Source organism: Marinobacter xiaoshiensis, from assembly GCF_031631795.1.
GTDB classification, from domain to species: Bacteria; Pseudomonadota; Gammaproteobacteria; order Pseudomonadales; family Oleiphilaceae; genus Marinobacter; species Marinobacter xiaoshiensis.
The window spans coordinates 481,447-504,339 of record NZ_JAVMBO010000007.1 but is presented as its reverse complement, the minus strand read 5'-3'; the positions used below and the strand labels follow the sequence as shown (position 1 = coordinate 504,339).

Below are 22,893 nucleotides of genomic sequence, written 5' to 3'. Positions count from 1 at the left end.
GGCCTACCGATTTTTAGCAGGCAGGCCGTTACCGACCTGCCTGCCTGCAACTTACAGCTCCTGAATTTCCAGCCCCAAGCCTTCAGCTAAAGCCCGGTTTTCAGAACCCGTCACTACTGCTGTACTGGCCTTTGCAGGCTGCAGCCAGGTTGTCGCAACCCGTTTGAGATCTTCAAGCGTCACTGACAGCACCCGCTCGCGGAAGCGTGCGCGCTGCTCAGCACTGCGACCAAACAGCTTGTTGTGGAACGCATGTCGCGCAGCACCCGCTGGAGAGCGCGGGCGATCTAGCTGGCCGATCACTCCGAGAATGGATTCTTCCAACTCCTGATACTCATGCTCAGTCTCCTGAAGCCATACCAGTGCCTTGTCGAAGTCTTCAAGGGTTTCTGACAGGCGCGGATCCCGGTATGAGAAAAAGCGGAAGGTGCCATTCACGCTGTCCTGGGAGGCGCCGCCGCCGTAGGCACCACCCTTCTCCCGAATAGCCCTGTGCAGGTAACCATTGCGCAGGAAACCACCCAGCACAGTAAGTGCCGCTGCATCGGGGTGATCGATCGGCACGGTGCTGTATGCACGGGCGCAGAAGTTTACCTGAGTAGAGGTCAGCCAGGCTTCGCGTGTTACGAAATTCACAGGCTCCATTGTCCAGCTGGATGACTCTACCCCCTCATCGCCCTGCCAGCAGGATTTCAGATCGTCGATCAGCGCAGGAAGCTGCTCTTCCTCACCAATGACAAGGAACTCGCGAGCCTGCTGGCGAATCCTGTCATGCAGGCTAGCCAGCTTCTGGCAAAAAGCAGCAAGTTCCGCGGGATCTTTCAGGGACTGATCCAGCTCCTTGGTACCGCGAATACCAGCCAACCCCCCAAGACGGAAACTCAACCAGGCGCCAGGCCCCATACCCTGGGACGCTGCACCCATGGCCAAAGCGTGGCCACTGCCGGTTACCGACTGCTCTCGACGCGCGCGAATCTGGGCAATAATCTCCCGAATACGGTCTTTTTCATCAAAGCGGGCGCTGGTGTACACATCACGGAGCAGCTTCGTCAGAGCCATTCGGTTGCGGGCCAGCGCTTTGCCGCTGAAGATCATATAGCCAGAGAGGTTTTGAACATCATCAATGCGCCCCTTGGTACTGAAAGAGGCACCAATTCCACCGGATTCTGCCGAAATTCGGTCCTGCATCTGAAGATAATCCAGCTCACCGCAGCCAACTTCTGAAATCAAGGCACCATAATACGGCAGGAGCAACAGCTCATCTTCCGTCAAATCAGGCAGTGGCAACACAACCTGCTGATAAATCAGCCCGTTGGTTCCCCGCGCATAAACCGTTGCTGAAATATCCCCGTCAAACCGTGCTTCCGGCTCGGGCATTTGCAGCGGTACATCCGTGAGATCAACCTTTGGCAGTATGGAGTCATCATCCTTACGCATCTGCCGCTCTTCCAGCGCTTTGGCACGCTCAACAATCTGCATAACCTCTTCGCTGGTGAGTTCTGCCTTGCGTTTCGCCAGGGCCTCACGAATGGCCTGCTGACGGCGCCCATCCAACTTGTCATCTGGCCGCAAAGTGAGCGTTACCCGGTGCGGGTTGTTGATCAACTTGCGACGAATCAGGTCCGGGATGTATTGCGGGTCGCGAATTTTCTCACGCAAAACGGCCAGAACAGGCTCCAGATCAAGCAGCTCAACCGGGTCGCCACCATGAACCATGGGGGCTATAGCACTCATGATCAATTGAAGGCCATAAGGGAAGCTGTCTCCTGCAATTTCGCGCTGATGCAATTCCAGTTGATGAAGAATCGCTTCCAGGCGCTCCTCGCTAACGCCTTCCTCAACCACTTTCTCAAGCGTTGTCTCGATCAAGGCTTCCAGATCTTTGAGCTTCTCCGGCTCACTTCCTTCAATGCCGCAAATAAACGTCATTTCTCTGTTGGAATCCTCCAACCCGCACATGGGTGAAGGTGCGTGACCGATATCCGTGGTTTCCAACGCGCGCATCAGAGGAGAGGCGCTATTTTCGAGCAGCACGGCGGACAACAAATGGCCTTCCAGGTTTTCCTGCAGATCAAAGCTGTGTCCAAGCAGCCACCCCATAACGATATGGGTTTTACCGGTGGTGTCTTCACCCTCGGTAACGCCGTAGCCCTGCTCTACACGGACCGGCGCATACATTCGCTTTTCATCGCGCACTGGCAGTTTGATATCCAGCTTGTCGAACCGCTTGAGAGCCAGCTCTTCGAAGCGTTCGTGGTGTTCATGGGCCGGAATGTTGCCGTAAGTGGCAAAAATGGCGTTACTTGGGTGGTAGTGATGCTTATAGAAGCGGATGAGGTCGTCATAGCTCAGATCAACAATGTGATCCGGCTCGCCGCCACTGTTGTAATGATAGGTCGTTGTCGGGAAAAGGTGACTGCTCAGATTCTGCCAGAGCTGTGAGGTTGCCGAACTCATGGCACCTTTCATTTCGTTGTAGACAACGCCTTTGTATACCAACTCGGTGCTGGGATCATCGGGCTTTTCAAACTCCAGCCGATGCCCTTCCTGAGCAAAATCCAAGGGATCCAGTTTAGAGAAAAATACTGAATCCAGATAAACCGACAATAGGTTGTCAAAATCCTTTCGGTTCATGCTGGCAAAAGGGTAAGCCGTCCAGTCGCTGCTGGTGAACGCATTCATGAAGGTATTCAGGGAGCGGCGAATCATCATGAAAAACGGATCGCGAACCGGATAGCGCTCACTGCCGCACAGTGCCGTATGTTCAAGAATATGGGCAACGCCGGTAGAATCCATAGGGAAGGTTCTTAACGCCACAAAAAACACGTTTTCATCATTATCCGCCGCCAGGTGGAGATGACGGGCACCGGTTCTTATATGACGATACTCTTCAACATCAAGATTAAGCGTGTCAATCCGGTGACTGCGAAGCTTCTCAAAAGCCGGGTGGATTGCGTTATCGATCACTGCAGCCATTCAAACTATTCCTGTCGTTAAACAATTGGAGAATGACAGGGTAACACGTAGTATCAGTTATCCTGTATCCGTCACCCTAGCTATAAGGTAGCTCCCTGGATCATGAGCACACTTTCAGGCCCCACAAAAACCGCCCAGGCTCCCGAAGTCGCAGCCTATTGGGCAGAACGCCGCCGGTACCTGGAGCGCATTCGCAAGTCCCCCGAGGTGCGCCAGCGCTTCTGGCGCGAGGTGGCTATCTACCTGGCGCGCCGCCTGCTTTGGTCGTTCGGTTTCTTCCCCATATTTATGGCCTTCTGGATACCGTTGGTGCTGTCCAGCTTCAATCCTGTAGTGATGGCGTCAGACTTGATCCCGCTGCTCCAGGATTTTGTGAGCAGCAACCCGGAGGTTCAGGCTACAACACTCAGCACCCTGACCATCGCCTGGGCATCGGTAGGCTTTTTCTTCCTTATGTTTGATTTTGTTCTGACACCGTTCAAATCACCCTACGAATATGAAGCCGATGTCTACATGAGAGCCTGGGAACAGCTCAACCATGACCAGCTTCCGTCCAAAGTGTGATTTGGCCAGCATTCTGGCCAAGTTCAGACACTTTCTGTTACATAACGCCGCTCTCGCTGGGTAAGATGAACTTGCTCGCGAATTTGTAGAATGCAGGATTAAGAGGTTCCGCCATGGTCGATTTCAGACCACTTTTGTTTTTGAATGCCCTGGCTCTTATGCTTCTGGTAACAGCTGGCTTTGCTTCTGTTCGGAGCGAAATGCCAATTGCGGCCGCGCCTCTGCAACCCGCGCAAAATGTGACTCTACCGAAGCCCGCAAACAAACCAGCGGTAACACAAAGCCCACAAGTGCTCGTCGAAGCTCCAGCACCAGCACCAGCACCAGCAATTGAAACTGTTGCAGAAGCACCGGTTGAAGCAGAAACACTCCCGATGGAACAGCCGGCGAGCGCCGAGCAATTCAATATTCCCGACCTTCCGGATGAGGCGGTCATGCTTGCCTCTGCGGAACCGCCAGCAGCAATGGCCACATATACCGCCAAGGCTGTGCCAGAACAGTCACCTGCCCCGACAACCGGCACCCTTACACTGCGCTCTAACGTGGCTGGCGACCGGGTTGAAATCAACGGCAAGGAATACGGCCCAACGCGACTGGACCTTGAACTGGCCCCAGGCAAATACGACATCACCATCAAAAAGGACGGGTTCCGCCCCTGGCAGCAAAGCGTTGCCCTCGATGCTGGCAACGAGTTGACCCTCGTAGGCAAACTTGAAGCCTACACCACCGTTAATTACCAGAACGGGAATTGGCGAGGTGGCATAAAGACCGGCGACGGAACCTATGAAGACAAAGACGGCCTGAAATACGAAGGTCAATTTGCAGATGGCGCTTTCCACGGCTCGGGCACAGCCTGGTACCCGGATGGCACTCGCTATGAGGGTGACTGGGAAAATGGCAAGCGTTCGGGTGAAGGCGCATGGCGCGACGCCGATGGCTCACGCTATACCGGGCAATTTGCCGACGATTCGTTCCAGGGCCAAGGTACTCTCACCCTTGCCAATGGTGACATCCTCACCGGGGAGTGGTCACAGGGTCGGCTCAACGGCCACGGTTCCCTGACAACAGCAGACGGCATGCTGTATGTCGGAGGGTTTCGCAACAGCGACTTTCACGGGCGTGGCACCCTCACCTACCCGGATGGCCGTCACTACGAAGGCGATTTTTCAAATGGCACCTTCCATGGCCGTGGCTCGGAAGTTTTTGCCAATGGCAAGAAATACGAAGGCGAGTATATTGAAGGCAAGTTCCACGGAAATGGTTTGCTGCGCAACCCGAATGGCAGCTCCATCGAGGCGACATTCCGCCACGGTGAACCCTATGGGCAGGTTCGCCTGACCACGGCGGCAGGTGAGATATTCACTGCCAGAACGACAGAGCCCGGCGTGTGTTATCGGGACAAAAGCTACAGGGCCACACAGTGCCCGAAACTCGAAGGCTGGTAGCTTTAATAGTAAAACCAGCCCGATAAACAACGCGATTGAAGTAACAGCTTGAGGTAGTAAGGATGGCGATCAAGAATGCTCTTCTGGTGGACGACTCCAAGGTAGCCAGGTTTGCCCTGAGCAAACTGCTGGAAAGCCGTGACATGCATGTCAACATGGCAGGCTCAGCCGAAGAAGCCCTGGACTTTCTGGACAGCAACGAACATCCGGACGTCATCTTCATGGATCACCTGATGCCTGGCATGAACGGCGTGGAAGCCACAAAGGCCATCAAGAGCAATCCGAACACCGCGGGCATACCAATCATTATGTGCACGTCTCAGAAGTCGTCATCTTTCACCAAAGAGGCGAAAAACTTCGGGGTCTACAACATCCTTACCAAGCCCACTCAACCAGACGGCCTTGGCATGGTGCTTGAGCAACTGGCCATTGATCTGAAAGCTGGATCCCTCCCTCTCGCACCGATACAGGAAGCAGAACAAGACGACCTGGCTATTGGAGTTACCCAAGGCGGATCGCTGGAATTGTCAGCCGAGCGGTCCGATCTTGAGTCTGCCCTCAATGGCAAGAAGACATCCAGCACCGTACCGCTCACAAGCGATCTGATTGAACAGATTGCCCGCTCTGCAGCCCATGGCCAGGTTAATAGCAATCTGCATGAATTGCTCAGCTCACTGTTTGATGAGCAGTTTGACAATCTCAAGCGCGCGCTGGATGAGTCAAGGGGCAAGCAGGAAAGCATCATTGAAGATCGCTTGGGCGCCATGAGAGCAATGATAGAAGAGCGGACCCGAAATCTGAGCGATGAAGTCGCGGCTGAGGTAAATCTAAATCTGGGCCGGGAACTTGCCGACCTTAAAAAGGACCTCTCACGCAACTCTGGTTTTACTGCAAACCACATGGCAGAACTGAAGGACCATATTACCAGCGTACAAACCATTGATACGGAGTTTTGGCAAACACTGCAATCTGAAGCCATCCAGCAAGCTCACGAAATCTCCCGTGAGACTGCTGAAGACATAGCTCAGCGCACAATTGACTTGTTTGTAGCGCAGCAACGTTCTGCTTCATCCCGAATCTACACCGTCGGACTGGCTGTTAGCCTCGGGGTATTCAGTCTGGGTATTGCCTGGCTTGCAGGGCTCTTCGGCTAAGCACCTCCCTGATTCTCGCCCAATCTTCCGGGGTGTCTATGTCGTCATGGACACCCGGAATATCCATTCGCGTCGCATTGGCTTCTGCCAACAGCCCCCCTGCACCTCGATCACCCTCAAGGGTCAGCACGTCTGGCCAAAGCCACCGCGGCAGATAGGCTGGCACACCTGGGCGCCGGCCATAATCTGCGGCCGCTGGCGTCTTCGGAAAACATCTCACAGCTTCACCAAACGCTTGAAGGGCGTCTCTGTCTAACAGCGGCTGATCCACCACCAACACAAACACTCCCCTGGCCCTCGGCCCCAAACTTCGGATGCCCGCTACCAGGGAAGCGGCCATGCCTTCATGCCAATCAGGCACAGGCACCCAGCTGGAGGGCTGCTGGCTGCAGCGAAAACGAATCAACGGATACCAGGCCCCGCAGGCAACACGCACATCCCGGCTAAGCAACCTGGCTTGCCCGATGGCGTTATCCAGCAGAATGTGACCTCGCCCCTGTTCGCCGCTCACCTTTAATAGAGCCTTGGGGCGACCAAACCGGCTGGAAGCCCCGGCTGCGAGCACAAGTGCCGGAAAATCCTGATCGAAGTCATGGCGAGAGGCAGTTATGATGTCGCTCCTGATAAAGCAATGAACACGAAAAGAGTGGCGAGCAACGATTCAAGGCATTAGCTCGACAAGACACTCACTCAGGGATTTTTGCTAGAATCCCCCCATCAATCAACTATACCCGCCCGGAAATTTAATGAACCATCTGTTTGTAGACAACCTCACCGTTATTGATTTCGCTTACCTGGATCCCGCCCGTGGATTAGTCGGGGAAAGCTGGATTGCCGACGTGGTGCTGGGGGGCGAGCTTGATGAACAGGGCATGGTATTCGATTTCAGCAATGTGAAGCGCACTATAAAGCGCATCATCGATGAGCGCGTGGATCACAGGCTTGTGATACCCCGTGGCTACGAAGGCCTCTCCTGGAATCAGGATACGCCTGACACCTTCACCTGGGCACTTGCCGATGGCAGTCACATTATCCATCGCTCCCCCGACGAAGCCGTTGTATGGCTTTCTGCAGACCGGGTTATGCCATCGGCTGTCGCCGCTCTGCTCGAACGTGAATTGCTGGCTGTTCTACCTTCGAATGTCACTTCAGTGCAGATCAACCTGCGGGAAGAGGAACTTGAAGGAGCTTATTATCACTACGTGCATGGCCTTAAAAAGCACCTGGGCAACTGCCAGCGCATCGCCCATGGTCACCGCTCACCTATTCGGATAGACCGCAATGGCAAGCGTGATGAGGAGCTGGAACGCTCTTGGGCCAAGTTATGGCAGGATATTTATGTGGGCTCTGAGGAAGATGTCGTACGTCGCCATGTTGACGCCGGCGTGGCGTACATAACCTTCGAATATGAGTCCAATCAGGGTGAGTTTGCCCTGACCCTGCCCGAGGCGCGGGTTTATATGATGAACACAGATACGACTGTGGAATTCATTGCCGCTCACATTGCAGACGAGCTGAAAGCCAAATTCCCATCTGACACGATTCTTGTGAAAGCCTACGAAGGTGTTGGTAAAGGTGCCATAGCTTCCCGCTAACACTGCCTACTCCGAGCACTGACAAGCAGGGAGAGTGTGCTCCCAAAACACGCCGTGAACCCATCCATGGGGGCTTGGTGTTGCCATCCCTGGCAACACACAGTTTTGGGAGCACACTCTCCCTGCTTGCCACCATAGTTTCTGTATTAGCCTTCAGCTTTTTCTTCAGGCACAAAAAAACCGCCCGAAGGCGGTTTTTTTGATGGCTATCCGGTGGACTAAACCGTCAAGCCGTATTGGCGTCCCCTAGGGGGTTCGAACCCCTGTTGCCGCCGTGAAAGGGCGGAGTCCTAGGCCACTAGACGAAGGGGACTAGAAAATTGGTGGAGCCAGACGGGATCGAACCGTCGACCTCAACACTGCCAGTGTTGCGCTCTCCCAGCTGAGCTATGGCCCCAACGGATGCGTATATTAAGGATCCACCCCATGGTCGTCAACCTTTCGCCCCACTTTTTTCAACTTTTCTGAACTTCCTTGTTCATTGCGCTCATTTCTTGGTCAATCTGGTCATTAAGCGCCCAAAGCCGCGTACTCTTTCTCCACTTTCTTGGTTTCTTTCTTGGAGAAACCACCGAGCACTTCCAGAGCTTGGCGCAAGCGGGCGCGAGTCATATCCGGGCCCAACATATCCATGGAATCCATAACAGACCAGGAGTTCGGGGTACCAGCAATAGCCACAAACACAGAAAACATGAAATCGCCCATTTTCAGATCCATGGCTTTCGCCAGGAATTTGATATCTGCGAAAATGGTGTCCTTGCTCCAGTGACGTTGAGCCTCCAGCTTCCACAGAGTGAACTGCAATACCCGTTTGATCTGAGATTCTTCCAGTTTGTTGTGGGCAAAGTTCTCAGGCTTCAAATCCAGCATGCCAGAAAACATAAACTGGGCCATGGGCGCCACATCGGAGAACACCTCTGCCCTACCCTGGATATGGGGCACCATTGCCTTGAGCGAATCCTTGTTGAACCACCACTGGCTCATGCGCTCCACAAACTGGTCTTCTGTGAGCTCGTCGCGCAGCCACTGGCCGTTGAGCCAACGTAACTTCTCAACATCAAACACCGGGCCGCCAAGGGAAACGCGCTGGATGTCGAAATTCCCGATCATCTCATCCAGGGTGAACTTTTCACGCTCATCCGGCATGGACCAGCCCATACGGCCAAGGTAATTGGTTACCGCTTCCGGCAAAAAGCCCATGCGCTCGTAAAAGTTAATGCTGGTGGGGTTTTTGCGTTTTGACAGCTTGCTCTTATCCGGGTTGCGCAGCAGCGGCAGATGACAAAGTACCGGCATATCCCAGCCAAAATACTCGTACAGCAACTTGTGCTTGGGCGCAGAATTAATCCACTCTTCGCCACGCAGTACGTGGGTAATTTCCATCAGATGGTCATCAACCACGTTCGCCAAGTGATACGTCGGCATGCCATCGGATTTCAGCAGGATTTGGCAATCCACCTGTGCCCAATCGATTTCAATGGTGCCCCTGAGCATGTCATCAATTTCGCAAACACCTTCGTCGGGCACTTTCATGCGGATAACATAGGATTCACCCGCATCCAGGCGACGCTTGATCTCTTCCTGGGACAACTCAAGGTTTCCCTTGATACCCGGGTTCAGGCCTTGCGCCTTGCGATCTTCTCGAATGGCATCCAGCTCTTCAGGCGTGCGAAAACAATAGAACGCATGGCCAGCTGTCACCAGATCTTCGGCGTACTGAGCATAAGAGTGCTTGCGCTCTGACTGACGATAAGGACCATGGGGGCCGCCCACATCGGGACCTTCATCCCAGTTGAGGCCGAGCCAGCGCAGAGCCTTGAGAATATCCTGCTCGGATTCTGCCGTACTACGTGCCTGGTCGGTATCTTCAATGCGCAGGATAAACTTGCCACCGTGCTGCCGGGCAAAACACAGGTTAAACAGGGCCACGTAGGCGGTACCAACATGTGGGTCACCGGTGGGTGATGGGGCAATTCGGGTACGTACAGTCATGGAACCTTCCTGAAAATCGGTGGCCGTTTGATTAGCCCGGTATTATACCGGCCCGGGCATTATTTCGCATGAGTGCAAATCGTATCATTGCGCTCACGCTTTGAGACACAACAAGATTTTGCGATGGCACCACTAGCGGTGTTACATTATAACATTACCAACACGCACCAGGATTCAGACCTAACATGCGCATCCAAATCATAGCCCTGGCTCTAACACTGACAACCAGCACCCTGCTCTATTCCGACAACACGCTTGCCGACACTCGCATTCTCACTTCCATCAAGCCACTGGAACTTCTGGTGCGCGCGATAGCCACGGAAGATATGCAGGTAAATACACTGGTGCCGCCAGGCGCCAGCCCTCACAACTATTCGATGACACCGTCAAAGCGCAGGGTACTGGAAGATTCCGATGTGATTTTCTGGGTAGGGCCCAAAATGGAGACGTTTCTGAATCGCCTGCTGACGGGCAGCGAATTTGGCGGACGCTCGACCACACTCATGGAACACGATGAAGACAGCGAGCACGCTGCCAGTGCAGATAGCCACGATGAACACAGCCACGGACATGACCATGGAGATGGTGAAGACCCTCATATCTGGGTGGACCCACACATGGCGCAAACCATGGCAGAAACCATCCGAGATACCCTGGCCCAACGGAACATGGCAGACAAGCCTGCCCTCGATGCCAACCTGGAAGCATTCAGAGCATCACTGACAGCCAAAGAGCAGCAAATCCGGAAGCAACTGGAGCCCTTGCGGGATACCAGCCTGTTTGCATACCACAGCGCCTTCACACGGTTCGCAGAACACTACAACCTGAATGTAGAGGGTGTGCTAACACTCAACCCCGAACTATCGCCGGGAGCCAGACACATAGCTGAGGTTCAGAGCAGCCTGCGCCGTGCAAATCATCCCTGCCTGCTAACGGAGCCCCAATTCAACCGGCAGTGGTGGCGTTCCATCACCGCCGGGCTGGATGTGACATTCAGCACCTGGGACCCACTGGCTACAAACATAACCGCAACTCCGGAGGGTTATGTGGCCTTCCAGCAAAGCATTGCCGATGCCGTGCTCAAGTGCCTACCAGAGAATGCTGAGCATTAAAGGAATAGACACCATGGCCAGAAGTGTCTGGCCACTGATGATACCCGCCATCAAGGGTGCATCGCCGCCCAACTGGCGCGCCAGGATATAGGCCGAGGTCGCTGTTGGCAGAGTGGCCAGCAGTATCGCTACTTGCACCAGGGTGCCATCAAGGCCCAACAGAAGGGCCAAGCCTGCCGCCATAAACGGGAACAGCAACAACTTTAAAACAGACGACACTACGAAAGGCACGGAAGCGCCTCGCAGGGCTTTTAGCTGAAGCCCTGCGCCAACAGTCATCAGCCCCATAGGCAAGGCCAGATTGCTTAGCGGCTCAAGTGTTCCAGCGAGAAGCGGATGAAAGCCAATCTCGAAAAAGCTCCAAATCACCCCAAGAACTGACCCTATAATCAACGGATTTGACGCAATGGCACGCACTACCGGCGCTAGCCGTGCCGGGCCGTCGGATGTGACAATCGAAAACATAAGAATGCACAGCAAATTAATCAGCGGCACCATGACGGCAACGGCAATAGCTGTGAGGGACAAACCATCATCGCCAAGTAGCATGCCCCCCGCCGCTAGCGCGACATAGGAATTAAACCGGATAGCTCCCTGGTACACCGAAGAAAAAACCGGCCCATTCCAGCGCCAGAAGAACTGCACAACCACCAAAAGCAACGTCATCGCCAGCAGCATGGACGCGATAAGCAAGGCAGTGTCACCATAGGCGGAGGCGGGTAAACGAGCCTGCCCAAGTTTGAACACCAGCATGGCGGGAAAAAGTACGTAGTAGGTAAAGCGCTCAGCCTGAGGCCAGAATTCAATCGAAGGAAATGCCCAGCGCCTGAACAGGTGCCCTAAAACAATCAGCGCAAAAACAGGCACAAGCGCCTGAACCATAACCGGCATACCGAATACTCCAGCATCAAAAACTGAAAAATAAGCATCTATCCCGAACTTGGTACCGGGAAACAGCCGAGCATATCAGATGACCAATAACCCGTCCCGAAGTGGTTATTTCTATAGTGCTCTATGCCTACGGTCATCTGCCCCGGTAGTCAGCGCGAGCCATGCCTGCGAGAATAATTCCCTCTACACTGCGAAATTACTTTTATAACTTTAGCCAGCTTAAGGGACAGCCCATGCACAAAGATTCAGAGCACGGTAAGGCAACTCGAATCATCCATAACCGCCGCCACAAGGATGGCTTTGGCAGTCCCTACTCGCCGATTTACAACACCACTACCTACCGGTTTCCGGATACAGCAGCGCTCCAAGAGGTCATTGCAGGCCGTGCGCCGGGTAATCTGTACACTCGCTGGGGAAGCAACCCATCCATCCAGGAGCTGGAACAAGGCCTGGCCAGCCTTGAGGAGACAGAAGATGCGCTAGCCTTCGCCTCGGGGATGGCCGCCATCTCGGCAACCCTGTTTGCCCATGGTCGAAACGGCATTGTATGCGTTGGCGACCTCTACGGCGGTACACAGGAACTGCTGACCAAGCACATGGAACCTCTGGGCCTTCCCGTTACCTTCCTGTTACGACATGAACCCGATCAACTGGCCAGCGCCCTGAGCAAACCCGGCATGTTGGTGTACTGCGAATCGCCGGCCAATCCGACGTTGAGCATACTGGACATTCAGCAGCTGGCGCAGCAAGCCCATGCCAAGGGCGCCCTGCTTGCAGTAGACAATACCTTTGCATCGCCGGTGAACCAACGGCCGTTAAACCTGGGGGCAGACTTGAGCCTTCACAGCGCAAGTAAATTCCTTGGTGGGCACAGCGATATTACAGCAGGCGCAGTCATGGCCTCTGCGGAACGAATAAAGCCCATAGCCCAGTGGCGCAAAAACCTCGGCCAGATTCTCGCACCAGAAACCGCTGCTCTACTCTCTCGCAGCCTCAGAACCCTGCCCCTGCGGGTAAAGCAACACAATGAGAACGCATTGGCGGTTGCCCGCGCGATGGAAGGCCATCCGGCCATAAAACGAGTGCTCTATCCGGGTTTGCCAGACTTCCCGGGCCACAACCTGGCCAAGCAACAAATGGACGGATTTGGTGGTGTGTTGACGATAGAGATCAAAGGGGATCGGGAACAGGCGGTAAAAGTTGCCGACAACTTGCAGGTTTTCTTGCTGGCCACCAGTTTGGGTGGCGTGGAAAGCCTGGTTTCCCAGCCCTGCGCCACAAGCCATTATGGAATCAGTCAGGAGGAACGGGAACGCCGTGGCATAAGCGACAGTATGCTGCGGCTATCTGTTGGGCTTGAGGATGCAGAAGACCTGATAGCAGACCTTCAGCAGGCCCTTGGCACGCTATAAATCGCCGTTATCCAGAAAGTCGCGAAGGGCTACAGCGTTATTGTGCTCTGTATCCTTTGCGGCGAACACCAGGGTTATGCGCTTGTGCTCTTTTAGAATCGCCTGCAGTTCCTTCAGAGCGTCGGCCGTGTCTCCCTCCTTCGAGGCTTTCAGCTCCTTCAGGTAACGCTGGCGAAACTCTTTCCACTTCTCAGGGTCGTGATCAAACCACTTTCGCAGCTCAGTGGAAGGCGCCAGCCCTTTTAGCCAGGCCTCGAGATCAGCATCTTCCTTGGCAACGCCACGGGGCCATATCCTGTCGACCAGAATGCGCGGGCCGTCAGAACGTGCGGCGTCTTCGTAAGCTCTCTTGATTCGAATATCCATCAGCAAGCCTCCGTTTGTCGCTCAAACAATATCATCCGGGTTTAACTGTTCTACCGAAGTTTTGCCCAGCAGTGCAAGAGTCAACTCAACCTCATAGCGGAAGTTGTCCAGCATTCGTACGACTGCCGCCTCACCGCCGGCTGCCAGTGCATAAGCCCATGCACGCCCCACCAGGCAAGCGTTCGCGCCAAGGCAAAGCGCCCGCACAACATCCTGACCAGACTGTATACCGCCATCAAACAGAATCTCGGTTTTTCCGGACACGGCTTCTACGATGGCGGGTAGCGCCGAGATGGTTGACGGCGCACCATCCAGTTGTCTCCCACCATGGTTGGAAACAACAATGCCATCGGCGCCAACATCTACCGCCGAACGGGCATCGTCAGGATCCATAATCCCTTTGATAACCAGTTTGCCCGACCAGTGCTGGCGTACCCATTCGAGATCCTTCCAGGTAACCGACGCATCAAACTGCTGGTCTACCCATGCTTTGAAATCTTCAGGATTGCGGCCCGAGGGCACGGCATCAGACAGGTTGCCAAACGTTAGAGGTTTGCCCTTGATGGCAACATCCCAAAGCCATAGGGGATGGGAAAGCAAATCAGACAGCTTTTGTATCTTGCCCCAAGACGAGAGGCCGCCATTCATACCGTTACGTATATCTCTATAACGTACGCCAAGTTTGGGAAGATCCACTGTAAACACCAGAGTTGAGTATCCGGCTTTGTGTGCACGATCAAGCAAGGCTTCCGAGTAGCCCCTGTCCTTCAAAACATACAGTTGAAACCAGTTAGCCGCAGTGGCTGCCGCGGCAACCTCTTCCAGCGAACAAATGGACACGGTGCTGAGGCAAAAGGGCACGCCAGCTTTCTTCGCTGCCCGTGCTACCTGAACCTCTCCCCTGCGGGCGAGCATGCCGGCCAGACCAACTGGCGCAAGAGCCAGTGGTAAAGAGGTATCCTGGCCCAGTATTCGTGTAGCAGCAGAGGCAGCAGACACGTCCCGCATGACTCGTTGGCGGAAGTGCAGCTTTTGGAAATCCCCCGCATTTTCCCTGAGGGTCTGCTCCGAAAAGGCACCACCGTCAAAGTAATCGAACATCATTCGCGGCAGTCGCGCTTCCGCGATCTTGCGGTTATCCATTGTATTTGCAGGCGTAATCATTATTTTACGTATTCTCCGGCAGACCATTCAGGATAAGGCCGCCACTGTTTTTTCCAGGCTGCTATTTTCTCTGGTTTCATGGGCCTGGCAATGGCGTAGCCCTGAGCATGATAGCAACCAAGGCGAATCAGAAGCTTCCCGTGTTCCATGGTTTCTACCCCCTCCGCCACCAACTTTTTGTCGAACGCATGAGAAAGGCCAATTATGCCTTTGAGGATTGCTCTATCGTCACCATTCAACAATGCACTGCTTACAAAGCCCTGGTCTATTTTCAGGGTTCTGACAGGTAGCTTTTTGAGGTACGAAAGTGAAGAGTAGCCGGTACCAAAATCGTCCAATGAAAAGGTTACCCCAAGGCTTTCGCATTCCCGAATAATACTGCCTGCCTTATCAAGCTCACCAAGAGCAGCTGTTTCAAGTATTTCCAGATCCAGTCTTTGCGGCGCAACATGTGGGTATCTGGCCAGCGCCCCGGCCAACCTGGTTGCAAAATCCGGGTGCTGGAGATGTACCGCAGCAATATTCACACCCACATCCAAAGCCAAGCCTTCACTATCCCAAACCGTCATTTGCCTGAGCGCCTGGCTAATAACCCACTCACCTATGCTGATCATCAGTGGGTGATACTCCAATGCTGGCAAAAATTGCATTGGGCTCAAGGTACCTTTTTCCGGGTGCTCCCACCGAATCAGCGCCTCAACACCTATTACTCCGCCAGTTCTAAGACAGACCTTGGGTTGATAGAGCAACCTGAACTGATCGCCTGCAAGCCCGGCACGAATGTCCGCCAAAAGCCGCTGGCGCTCAACTGACTGGCGCTGTGCGTCGGCATCCAGAAACAGCCACTCACCTTTTTGTTCCTGTTTGGCGCGAAACAACGTGTGGTCAGCCTGCCGCAAAAGCGTATCCCCATCATCCGCGCCGTGATGGGGAAATCGGACAACACCAGCGGTGAATGCCATGCTCACACTGCCACCATCAAGCATGAACGGCTGCTCTGCTGTTAGTCTCAATGCCTTTAGCTGGGCTTCTACTTTTCCGCTATCGGCCAAAAGCACAACAAATTCGTCTCCACTGATCCGCGCGAGTTTCCCAGCTTTGCCAATTGCATCCTTCCAGCGCCGGGCCAGCAAGCCAAGCAGTCGGTCGGCAGATTCTTCGCCAAAGCGGGCGTTCACTTTGTGAAAATTATCCAGATCAATAGAGATCACAGCGAAGGATTCTGCCGGCAGATGTTCCTGCTGCATAACATGCCGGATCTCCCGGAGTATTCCATTACGATTCATCAGCCCTGTAACAGGATCCGAATACGCGAGAAACTGCAACTGCTCTGCATGCTCTGACGCTTGTTTCTCGAGTGCGGAATTAAGGTTGTCGTGATGCAAGCGAGCGAGTTCATCCTCAGCTCTGAGCCGCGCCATTTTTTCACGCATCAATTGCATGGCGCTGGCAGCCAGCTTTTCGTAGATTTCCAACAAGGCCGAAACCATCACAGACACCGCACCGCTCAGTTCGCTATCAACTTCATTTTTGGCTTCTGATAAAGGAACACCTCGCTCCACCGCTTTGATGGTGAGAGCCATTCGGCGATCAGACTCCAGAATATGAAATGCCAGCCATCGGGTCAGGTAGGAGAACAAATCGCTCATGACTTTCTCCCCTGGCTCATCACTGGAGCGAAACATCTGGATCTGAACGAAGAACAGTTGATGGCCATCGTGGTGGTTTTGCACCATTTCCTGCTCACCGAGAGTAGCTTTCCAGATTTCCTCCTCAGCCTTGAAATGGTAAGCGGCATAAGAAAGCAACTCATCGAGAACATGGCTAACTTCAAGCTCGGAGGTGCTGGATGCGAAATGCCAGGCAAGCCTGTTAACTATTTCAACAAGCACCTTGTGCTGCTCATCAATTGTTTCAATGCCCGTTTCAAAATTCCGGTTCCATGGGAAAATTTCGAAAACGGCAGCGTCTGCTTCAGACATGATCAAGAGCCCAAACTTGTTTGATAGGAACTGCCCTAAGCATAGACTAAATTGCGGCCATTCTTTTCATCATCACCACTAAAATGAATAACATAGACAACCGCAATGCGCTGGATCATTCCCGAGTCGTACAAATTGATATATCCGTAGGTGAAAGCTACCTGCCTCTGCTAGAACTTTGGACGTTAACATCACTTGGAGCGCGCTTAACCGGCAGTTGGCCCTTCGCGCTTCAGCGAGGCAACGAGGGATAACGCAATGGAAACTATCACCGTCCAACTCTATCGCTACAACCCGGAAACTGACAACACGCCCTATGTGCAGGATGTGGAAGTGGATGCCAGTTACCGCAACCGCATGGTACTGGACGTTCTTGAGTACCTGAAAACGGTCGATCCCACGCTTTCTTTCCGCCGCTCCTGCCGTGAGGGTGTGTGCGGCTCGGATGGCCTTAACATTAATGGCCGCAATGGGCTTGGCTGCATTACCCGGGTGGCCGATGTTCTTGGCAAGTCGTCCAAACTGGTCATCCGGCCACTCCCCGGCATGCCAGTTATCCGTGATTTGGTGGTAGACCAATCCCTGTTTTTCAAACAATACAAAAGCATTCAGCCCTGGTTAATAAACGACCAACCGCGACCCGCGATCGAGCGACTCCAAAGCCCGGAAGATCGTGCAAAACTGGATGGTTTGTACGAATGCATTCTGTGCGCCTGCTGCTCATCCGCCTGCCCCTCCTGGTGGTGGAACCCGGAAAAATACGTGGGACCAGCGGGGTTGCTACAAGCCCACCGGTTTTTACTGGATTCGCGAGACACAGCAACGACTGAGCGCCTGGCAAAGCTGGAGGACCCGTTCAGCGTATTTCGCTGCAGGGGAATTGGTAACTGCACAGCTTATTGCCCGAAGGGGCTCAACCCCATGAAGCAAATTGGCCGGATCAAGACAATGCTTGTTCGTCACCAAATCTAAACCGGAAGTTAATGCATGTTAATCTGGTTTTAACGGCAAATGGCGCGCAAATGCTTACACTTATGCTCTGACTGATCCAGAATCAATATCCAAAGCAACAACTAGCAGGAGCAGCCTGATGCAAGCCATAAGATCCTACACCCAGTCCGTTTCCGCCATTATGGCGTTGGTAATGATACTGAGCTCTATGTGGGCAATTCCTGCCTCTGCCAACATTGTTGGTACCGGCGAACTCTTGACTGAACAAAGGGCTGATATCGACCGAGAAGCTCTGATGAGCATGCTGGAGCGCGAAGACGTAAAAGGCGCGCTTGCCAGCATGGGCGTGGGCGAACAGGAAGTACGAGAGAGAATTCAAAGCCTCACCCCCTCTGAGCTTGCAGACTTTAAACAGCAGCTTGCCGAAGCACCGACTGGTGAAGGAGTTGTAGGAATAATCGTACTGTTCCTGCTGGTTTTCATTATTACAGACATGCTGTGTGCAACGGATATCTTCCCGTTTATTAACTGCATTCGCTAAACATCACCTCCATGCATACTTTCCGGCCACATTCGGCCCGGCTACTATTGGTGGCGCTCCTGGGGGTTATCCTCTCAGGCTGCGCCAGCCAACCAAGATGGCCCGATGCCTACGAAAAAGCCAAGCTTACCAACGTACCCTTTCATCCTCAAGAGCTGTATCAGTGTGGCCCTGCTTCTCTTGCGATGATGCTCAACGCCCAGGATGTGCAGGCAACGCCCGATGAATTGGTAAGCAAAGTCTACCTGCCTGAGCGCAAAGGCGCGTTGCAGGTCGAGATGGTGGCAGCGGCTCGCCAATACGGCATGCTGGTTTATCCGCTGAAGCCGGAATTGGACGTTGTGCTAAAGGAAGTTGAAGCTGGGCACCCGGTTCTGGTTTTGCAGAACCTTCGTTTTGGATGGTGGCCGCAATGGCACTTTGCCGTGGTAATTGGCTACGACAGCAAAAAGGAAGTGCTGATACTGCATTCCGGAACAGAAGAGAATTACCGCCTGCCCGCCAGCGCTTTTATGGCAACCTGGGATCGCTCGGAGCGATGGGCACGGGTAATGCTGCCGCCAGATCGGTTGCCTGCGACGGCGGAGCCGTTGGAATTCCTGATGGCAGCCCACGATCTGGAAACGACCCAGCAAACAAACGCTGCAAAACTTGCCTACAGCACCGCCGCCAAAACCTGGCCCGATCAACCTGCAGCCTTGCTTGGTTTGGGTAATCTGGCCTACCAGCAAGGCCATTGGTCAGAAGCGGAAAAATACTACCGCGCCATGACCGAACAATTTCCTGATATTAGTGCTGGCTGGAATAATCTGGCTGAAGCCTTGTCCAAACAAGGCAGAGAAGTAGAGTCTTCTGCCATGCTGAACAAAGCCCAGGAAACGAAGGGACTTGCAAAAAAACCGAGTGCCGATTAACCGGTCTCGGTGGAATTATCCGCGCCAGGCTCTTTGCCCAAAAACAGCTTTTCCAAATTCAGCAAGCCGTCCTGAATAAGATTGAAGCCTTCATCGATTTCCGCACCCAGGGTGTCGTTCATCATACCCAAAGCGACTATCTGTTCTCGTGCTTCAGCATAACCTTTCTCGATACCCGCGCGGGCCTGGGACATCAAATCTGTAAGCTTCTCCAAATCTGCACCACCGTCTGCTTCTGCTTGCAGTCGGTTCTGGACAAATCCGAGGATCACACTGGCAACATCCGAAGCGGTAGGTGGCTGCGCCTGTGCTGCGTACTTGTCCGCCCCGGACACGGCTTTGTTCTGGCCGCCCATGGCTTCCTGAAGCCGCTGCTCCATACGTGCCCGCATCACATTAATAGCATCTGCAGGTGTACGAATAGTTGCCTGCTTTTCGATTCGAGCCTCGGCGGCTACACGATTTGCTGGCCTGGCTTCGGTGGGGCTCGTGTTCACTCGACCGGTCACATCCGGCCCGCGACCAATGATTGGCGCTACCATAACCTTAACCTCCTGCAAGGGCTTATGTGTAATGGCTAACGGCAGGCACTGCGAAAACATTAAGATCAATTGGTTATATTATCGTCAACTGACTCTCGTGCCTGCAACCGCACCAGACAGACAGCAACCAAAGCAACCAATAGCCCTGAGAGTCCAAACGACAAAGCAAAGCCACTTATACCCAGCACCGCCCCAAACAGCAGTGGCGCTGCAAAATGAACGGCCCTGTTCACCATCAAGCGCATACCCAGGGCACCAGATCGCTGCTCTGAACCAACACTTTCGGCCAGAACCACCATCGAAAGCGGCTGTGTGAGGCCTCCACCTAACCCCACAAGGACCGCCAAAACAGCAATGGAGGGTGCACTGGTGGCGAAACCTAAACCTGCTAACCCTACAGTGATAACACCAAGGGCCAGCGTGGTGGCCCTGCCTCGACCTCCTACGGCAAAGATAATCCTTGGTATGAACGGTCGGATCACCATAGAAACCCCTGCCCTGATACTTACCAGTATGCCAATCATCACCGCGCTCATTTCCAGGCTATCAAGGTACACCGGCAGATAACTGCCGAATACGCCCAGGGTAAACATACCAGCCAAGGTAATGGCGATTGATACTTGAACGCCAGTATTGCTCCGAGCCAGCGAAGCTTGTGCGCGAAAACCAGTCAGTTTGCGAGTAACCCGCACGCCCCGAGTGGCATCACCCGTGAGTGCGAGGCCTGATAGCCCCCCGAGCAAAGCAATCCCGGCCATCACCAAAAACAGATTGCCCACACCTCCAGCCCACTGAATCCAGCCCCCGGCGATTAAAGGCCCAACCACCTGCCCACCAGACAGCCACGTGGAATACCAGCCGAAATAGCCTTCAAGTTTTGGCCCAGTGGCCAGGGAGGAAATAATAGTTTGGGCAGACAATACCATCTGCAAATGCGCCAGCCCGATTAATAGCTGACCACCTATTAGCCCATAGTAACCCGGCACTGCCTGCATCAGTAGCAAGCCTGCAACCATCACAAATGCGCCAATCACCAGGGTTACCCTTCCGCCATGGCGCGTAACCAATCCTCCCAAAGGAATGGCCAATAAAAAAGGCAGCAGATACTGAGAACTGAGAATAACGCCCAGCATTAAAGGAGAGGCGCCCAGTTCCAGGCTATATACCGGAACCGTCACTAGCAGCATTGAGTACACAACAAAGCAGAATGTGAGTGACACACAAACCACCATGAAGTTTTGGCCGGCATCATCAGCCGGCCCTCTCAGAATAGTTTTGAGCGTTGGTCTGTTAATACATCACCGGACAGTAGAACAGGGAAATCCACCGACCGTATTCTATTACGTTTGCATCTGCATTTCAGAGCGGCCTCATGGCTCCCCGGCAATACTATAGAATAGGCCGGGAAACTGAGTGGTCAGCAGGTTTGTTATTCAAGGCACTAAATTTCAGGAACGGCTCTATGTTATTAACCGGTATCGATTTCGGACAACTTTATCGCGACCAGATGGCACTGGCTGGCGGCAAGGAAAAACCTGCCAGTGCCTGGGACGCACGGGCTCTAGAGATGCAGAAGCGGCCAAGCGACAGCCATTACACCCAGGCATTTATAGAGCTAACCAATACCAGTGACTGCAGCACCGTGCTGGATATGGGGTGCGGCACAGGCGCTATCGGATTAGCGCTGGCTGCAAAAATGCACCAGGTTATTGGCATGGACTACAGCATTGGAATGCTGCAAGCCTTCGAGAGCAATGCGCGCAAGCAAGGCATTACAAACATTCGCACAATTCAGCGCGCTTGGGAGGACAGCTGGGAAGAAACACCAAAATGTGATCTGGTTGTTGCTTCTCGCTCGACCACCGTTATGGACATGACCGATGCGCTGCAAAAACTTGATAGAACTGCCAACAAGAGAGTCTGCCTGACCAACCTGGTGGGCGGCAGTTTTATAGATCGCGGGCTGATCGAAGCCTTGGGAAGAGAAGTGCGATCCATTCCGGACTACATTTATATCCTGAACATTCTGTATCAGATGGGGCGGCACCCCCGCCTGGACTATATTGAGGCCAATGGGCGCCTGGCGGGTACCGCCAATGTTGAGGATTTTGTCACCAAAGCCGAGCTTTCCCTTGGCACACTCAGCGATTCAGAAAAGCAACGAGCAGAAGCTTGGTACCTGGCTGATTCGAAGCGCGCCAAGCGCGGAGGCGACGGCTTCAAATGGGCGTTTATTTCCTGGGATACCAATTAATCTGGACTGACAGCAATATACGCCTGGCGGGGTTTCATTGTCGCCACAAATGACCCCGCAACAACCAGCGCAGCTGCAAGCGGCAAACGCCAGTCCGGAGCTGCAACCCCAGCAATCACCAGAAAGGCTGCCGCCAATACCGGCACGCCATAAGCCAAGCTACCAACCAACGCTGCCGGACCACTACGAAGCGCTATATCCCACGCCAGCATGGCGAGCCCGTATGGCCCAACGCCCAAACCAATGCCAGCAACAAGAGCCAGGCCGGTGGGCAGCCCGAAAGCAGTCCCGGTGAGCATGTCTGCAATGGTTGCGCCAGCAGCTGCCAGCAAGAACAACCTGGGCATTATTGGCGCAACCGCAACCGGCGCGGCCTGGCAAATCCAGGAATAAAGTGCCCAGCAGCAAGCCGCCATCAACGCCAAGGCATATCCCAACACATACTGTGTGTAACCTTCAGTTCCTGCTCCCGGTGACAACAACATCGCAGCACCGGAAAAAGCAATAAGCGCCCCACACAGCACTGGAATCGGTATCCGGCGATGAAACAGCCACTGACTGATCACAATGAACATGATCGGCCAAGTGTAGGTAATCAACGCTGCCTCCGCTGTCGGTGCCAGACCAACGCCTGTCAGGTAGCCCCCTATTGCACCCAGTATCAGGGCAGGCAACAAGCCATAGATTGCGAGCTTCCACCTGAACGTTAGCTGCGCCTGCGGTTCCCGATCACTGCGCCTGCGGCGCTTGCGAATACTCGCGGGTAACGCAACAACAGCTGCACTAAGCAGAGCAATGGTTGTGAGCTGAAAAGGCGGAACCGAACTGGCCAGATCCACTAACAAGGGCGCGCCAGCCCAGAGCACAACGGCAAAAAGGGCGGCAATGATACTGACGTAAAGTGGGCGTGAAGGACTGATTATCGCATGCACCGTCGTGACTCCTTACAAGGTTAGTGAATTTGATTCGACACTGACATGCTATACAATCCAATAACATCACAAAAACGATGCTTTTTGATACATCCCATCACAGGAA

Annotated in this window: 20 protein-coding genes and 2 tRNA genes; 10 read left to right on the top strand and 12 right to left on the bottom strand. The window is 53.8% G+C overall.

Going from position 1 to position 22,893, the window contains the following annotated elements; genetic code table 11:
- Positions 1–51 precede the first annotated feature (51 nt).
- Entirely contained in the window at positions 52–2,976 is a 2,925-nt protein-coding gene (locus RKA07_RS06050; protein WP_310965869.1) for an insulinase family protein, read from the bottom strand.
- 102 nt (positions 2,977–3,078) lie between these two features.
- Between RKA07_RS06050 and RKA07_RS06045 the strand changes: the two genes are divergently transcribed.
- The 3 genes from RKA07_RS06045 to RKA07_RS06035 all read left to right on the top strand — a co-directional run bounded on the left by RKA07_RS06045 (position 3,079) and on the right by RKA07_RS06035 (position 6,139).
- Positions 3,079–3,540, top strand: a complete 462-nt coding sequence (locus RKA07_RS06045; RefSeq protein WP_200201055.1) for a hypothetical protein — start codon at positions 3,079–3,081, stop codon at positions 3,538–3,540.
- Positions 3,541–3,653: 113 nt separating this feature from the next.
- Positions 3,654–4,985 (top strand): MORN repeat-containing protein, encoded by a 1,332-nt coding sequence (locus RKA07_RS06040; RefSeq protein ID WP_200369330.1) that lies wholly within the window; start codon positions 3,654–3,656, stop codon positions 4,983–4,985.
- 62 nt (positions 4,986–5,047) lie between these two features.
- Positions 5,048–6,139, top strand: a complete 1,092-nt coding sequence (locus RKA07_RS06035; RefSeq protein WP_200201057.1) for a response regulator — start codon at positions 5,048–5,050, stop codon at positions 6,137–6,139.
- Here RKA07_RS06035 and RKA07_RS06030 read toward each other — a convergent pair.
- The gene (locus RKA07_RS06030; RefSeq protein ID WP_310965868.1) at positions 6,099–6,704 is read right to left on the bottom strand and encodes a nucleotidyltransferase family protein; all 606 of its coding nucleotides are present in this window, start codon (positions 6,702–6,704) and stop codon (positions 6,099–6,101) included. The genes RKA07_RS06035 and RKA07_RS06030 overlap by 41 nt on opposite strands.
- Before the next feature lie 181 nt (positions 6,705–6,885).
- On the opposite strand from RKA07_RS06030, the gene RKA07_RS06025 reads away from it, so the two are divergent.
- Positions 6,886–7,734 (top strand): 6-carboxytetrahydropterin synthase, encoded by an 849-nt coding sequence (locus RKA07_RS06025; protein WP_200201058.1) that lies wholly within the window; start codon positions 6,886–6,888, stop codon positions 7,732–7,734.
- 237 nt (positions 7,735–7,971) lie between these two features.
- Here the strand turns inward: RKA07_RS06025 and RKA07_RS06020 are convergent.
- From RKA07_RS06020 to gltX, 3 genes are all read right to left on the bottom strand, one after another.
- Positions 7,972–8,047 (bottom strand) — tRNA-Glu (locus tag RKA07_RS06020).
- Between the two features lie 8 nt (positions 8,048–8,055).
- Positions 8,056–8,131: transfer RNA gene (locus tag RKA07_RS06015), tRNA-Ala, on the bottom strand.
- Between the two features lie 113 nt (positions 8,132–8,244).
- A complete protein-coding gene (gene gltX, locus RKA07_RS06010; RefSeq protein WP_200201059.1) occupies positions 8,245–9,726 on the bottom strand; it encodes a glutamate--tRNA ligase in 1,482 nt (493 codons plus the stop codon).
- Between the two features lie 185 nt (positions 9,727–9,911).
- Here gltX and RKA07_RS06005 point away from each other — a divergent pair, with 185 nt between their 5' ends.
- On the top strand, positions 9,912–10,838 hold the full coding sequence (locus tag RKA07_RS06005; RefSeq protein WP_310965866.1) for a zinc ABC transporter substrate-binding protein: 927 nt from the start codon (positions 9,912–9,914) through the stop codon (positions 10,836–10,838).
- Here RKA07_RS06005 and RKA07_RS06000 read toward each other — a convergent pair.
- Positions 10,815–11,729: an AEC family transporter gene (locus tag RKA07_RS06000; protein WP_200201061.1), complete on the bottom strand. Its 915-nt coding sequence runs from the start codon at positions 11,727–11,729 to the stop codon at positions 10,815–10,817. The two genes, RKA07_RS06005 and RKA07_RS06000, sit on opposite strands and share 24 nt — an antisense overlap.
- 233 nt (positions 11,730–11,962) lie before the next feature.
- Here RKA07_RS06000 and RKA07_RS05995 point away from each other — a divergent pair, with 233 nt between their 5' ends.
- Positions 11,963–13,141, top strand: coding sequence for a trans-sulfuration enzyme family protein (locus RKA07_RS05995; protein ID WP_200201062.1), 1,179 nt, complete (start codon positions 11,963–11,965; stop codon positions 13,139–13,141).
- Here the strand turns inward: RKA07_RS05995 and RKA07_RS05990 are convergent.
- Genes RKA07_RS05990 through RKA07_RS05980 form a run of 3 tightly spaced genes read right to left on the bottom strand, consistent with a single transcriptional unit; the run spans position 13,136 to position 16,653 of the window.
- Positions 13,136–13,507 (bottom strand): DUF488 domain-containing protein, encoded by a 372-nt coding sequence (locus RKA07_RS05990; protein ID WP_200201063.1) that lies wholly within the window; start codon positions 13,505–13,507, stop codon positions 13,136–13,138. The genes RKA07_RS05995 and RKA07_RS05990 overlap by 6 nt on opposite strands.
- A gap of 21 nt (positions 13,508–13,528) precedes the next feature.
- Complete coding sequence (locus tag RKA07_RS05985; protein ID WP_200369326.1) at positions 13,529–14,671, bottom strand: L-lactate dehydrogenase; 1,143 nt, start codon at positions 14,669–14,671, stop codon at positions 13,529–13,531.
- Positions 14,671–16,653, bottom strand: coding sequence for a putative bifunctional diguanylate cyclase/phosphodiesterase (locus tag RKA07_RS05980; RefSeq protein WP_310965864.1), 1,983 nt, complete (start codon positions 16,651–16,653; stop codon positions 14,671–14,673). Before RKA07_RS05980 ends, RKA07_RS05985 begins: the two co-directional genes overlap by 1 nt.
- A 258-nt stretch (positions 16,654–16,911) precedes the next feature.
- On the opposite strand from RKA07_RS05980, the gene RKA07_RS05975 reads away from it, so the two are divergent.
- The 3 genes from RKA07_RS05975 to RKA07_RS05965 all read left to right on the top strand — a co-directional run bounded on the left by RKA07_RS05975 (position 16,912) and on the right by RKA07_RS05965 (position 19,059).
- On the top strand, positions 16,912–17,625 hold the full coding sequence (locus RKA07_RS05975; protein WP_200369324.1) for a succinate dehydrogenase iron-sulfur subunit: 714 nt from the start codon (positions 16,912–16,914) through the stop codon (positions 17,623–17,625).
- 118 nt (positions 17,626–17,743) lie between these two features.
- Positions 17,744–18,145, top strand: a complete 402-nt coding sequence (locus RKA07_RS05970) for a PA2779 family protein (RefSeq protein WP_200369323.1) — start codon at positions 17,744–17,746, stop codon at positions 18,143–18,145.
- A gap of 50 nt (positions 18,146–18,195) precedes the next feature.
- Positions 18,196–19,059 (top strand): PA2778 family cysteine peptidase, encoded by an 864-nt coding sequence (locus tag RKA07_RS05965; protein WP_310965863.1) that lies wholly within the window; start codon positions 18,196–18,198, stop codon positions 19,057–19,059.
- Here RKA07_RS05965 and RKA07_RS05960 read toward each other — a convergent pair.
- On the bottom strand, positions 19,056–19,601 hold the full coding sequence (locus RKA07_RS05960; protein ID WP_200369321.1) for a DUF5610 domain-containing protein: 546 nt from the start codon (positions 19,599–19,601) through the stop codon (positions 19,056–19,058). The genes RKA07_RS05965 and RKA07_RS05960 overlap by 4 nt on opposite strands.
- Before the next feature lie 65 nt (positions 19,602–19,666).
- On the bottom strand, positions 19,667–20,821 hold the full coding sequence (locus RKA07_RS05955) for an MFS transporter (RefSeq protein ID WP_310965861.1): 1,155 nt from the start codon (positions 20,819–20,821) through the stop codon (positions 19,667–19,669).
- Between the two features lie 242 nt (positions 20,822–21,063).
- On the opposite strand from RKA07_RS05955, the gene RKA07_RS05950 reads away from it, so the two are divergent.
- Complete coding sequence (locus tag RKA07_RS05950; protein WP_200369319.1) at positions 21,064–21,855, top strand: class I SAM-dependent methyltransferase; 792 nt, start codon at positions 21,064–21,066, stop codon at positions 21,853–21,855.
- Here RKA07_RS05950 and RKA07_RS05945 read toward each other — a convergent pair.
- Positions 21,852–22,787: a DMT family transporter gene (locus tag RKA07_RS05945; protein ID WP_200369318.1), complete on the bottom strand. Its 936-nt coding sequence runs from the start codon at positions 22,785–22,787 to the stop codon at positions 21,852–21,854. The two genes, RKA07_RS05950 and RKA07_RS05945, sit on opposite strands and share 4 nt — an antisense overlap.
- Positions 22,788–22,893: the final 106 nt, after the last annotated feature.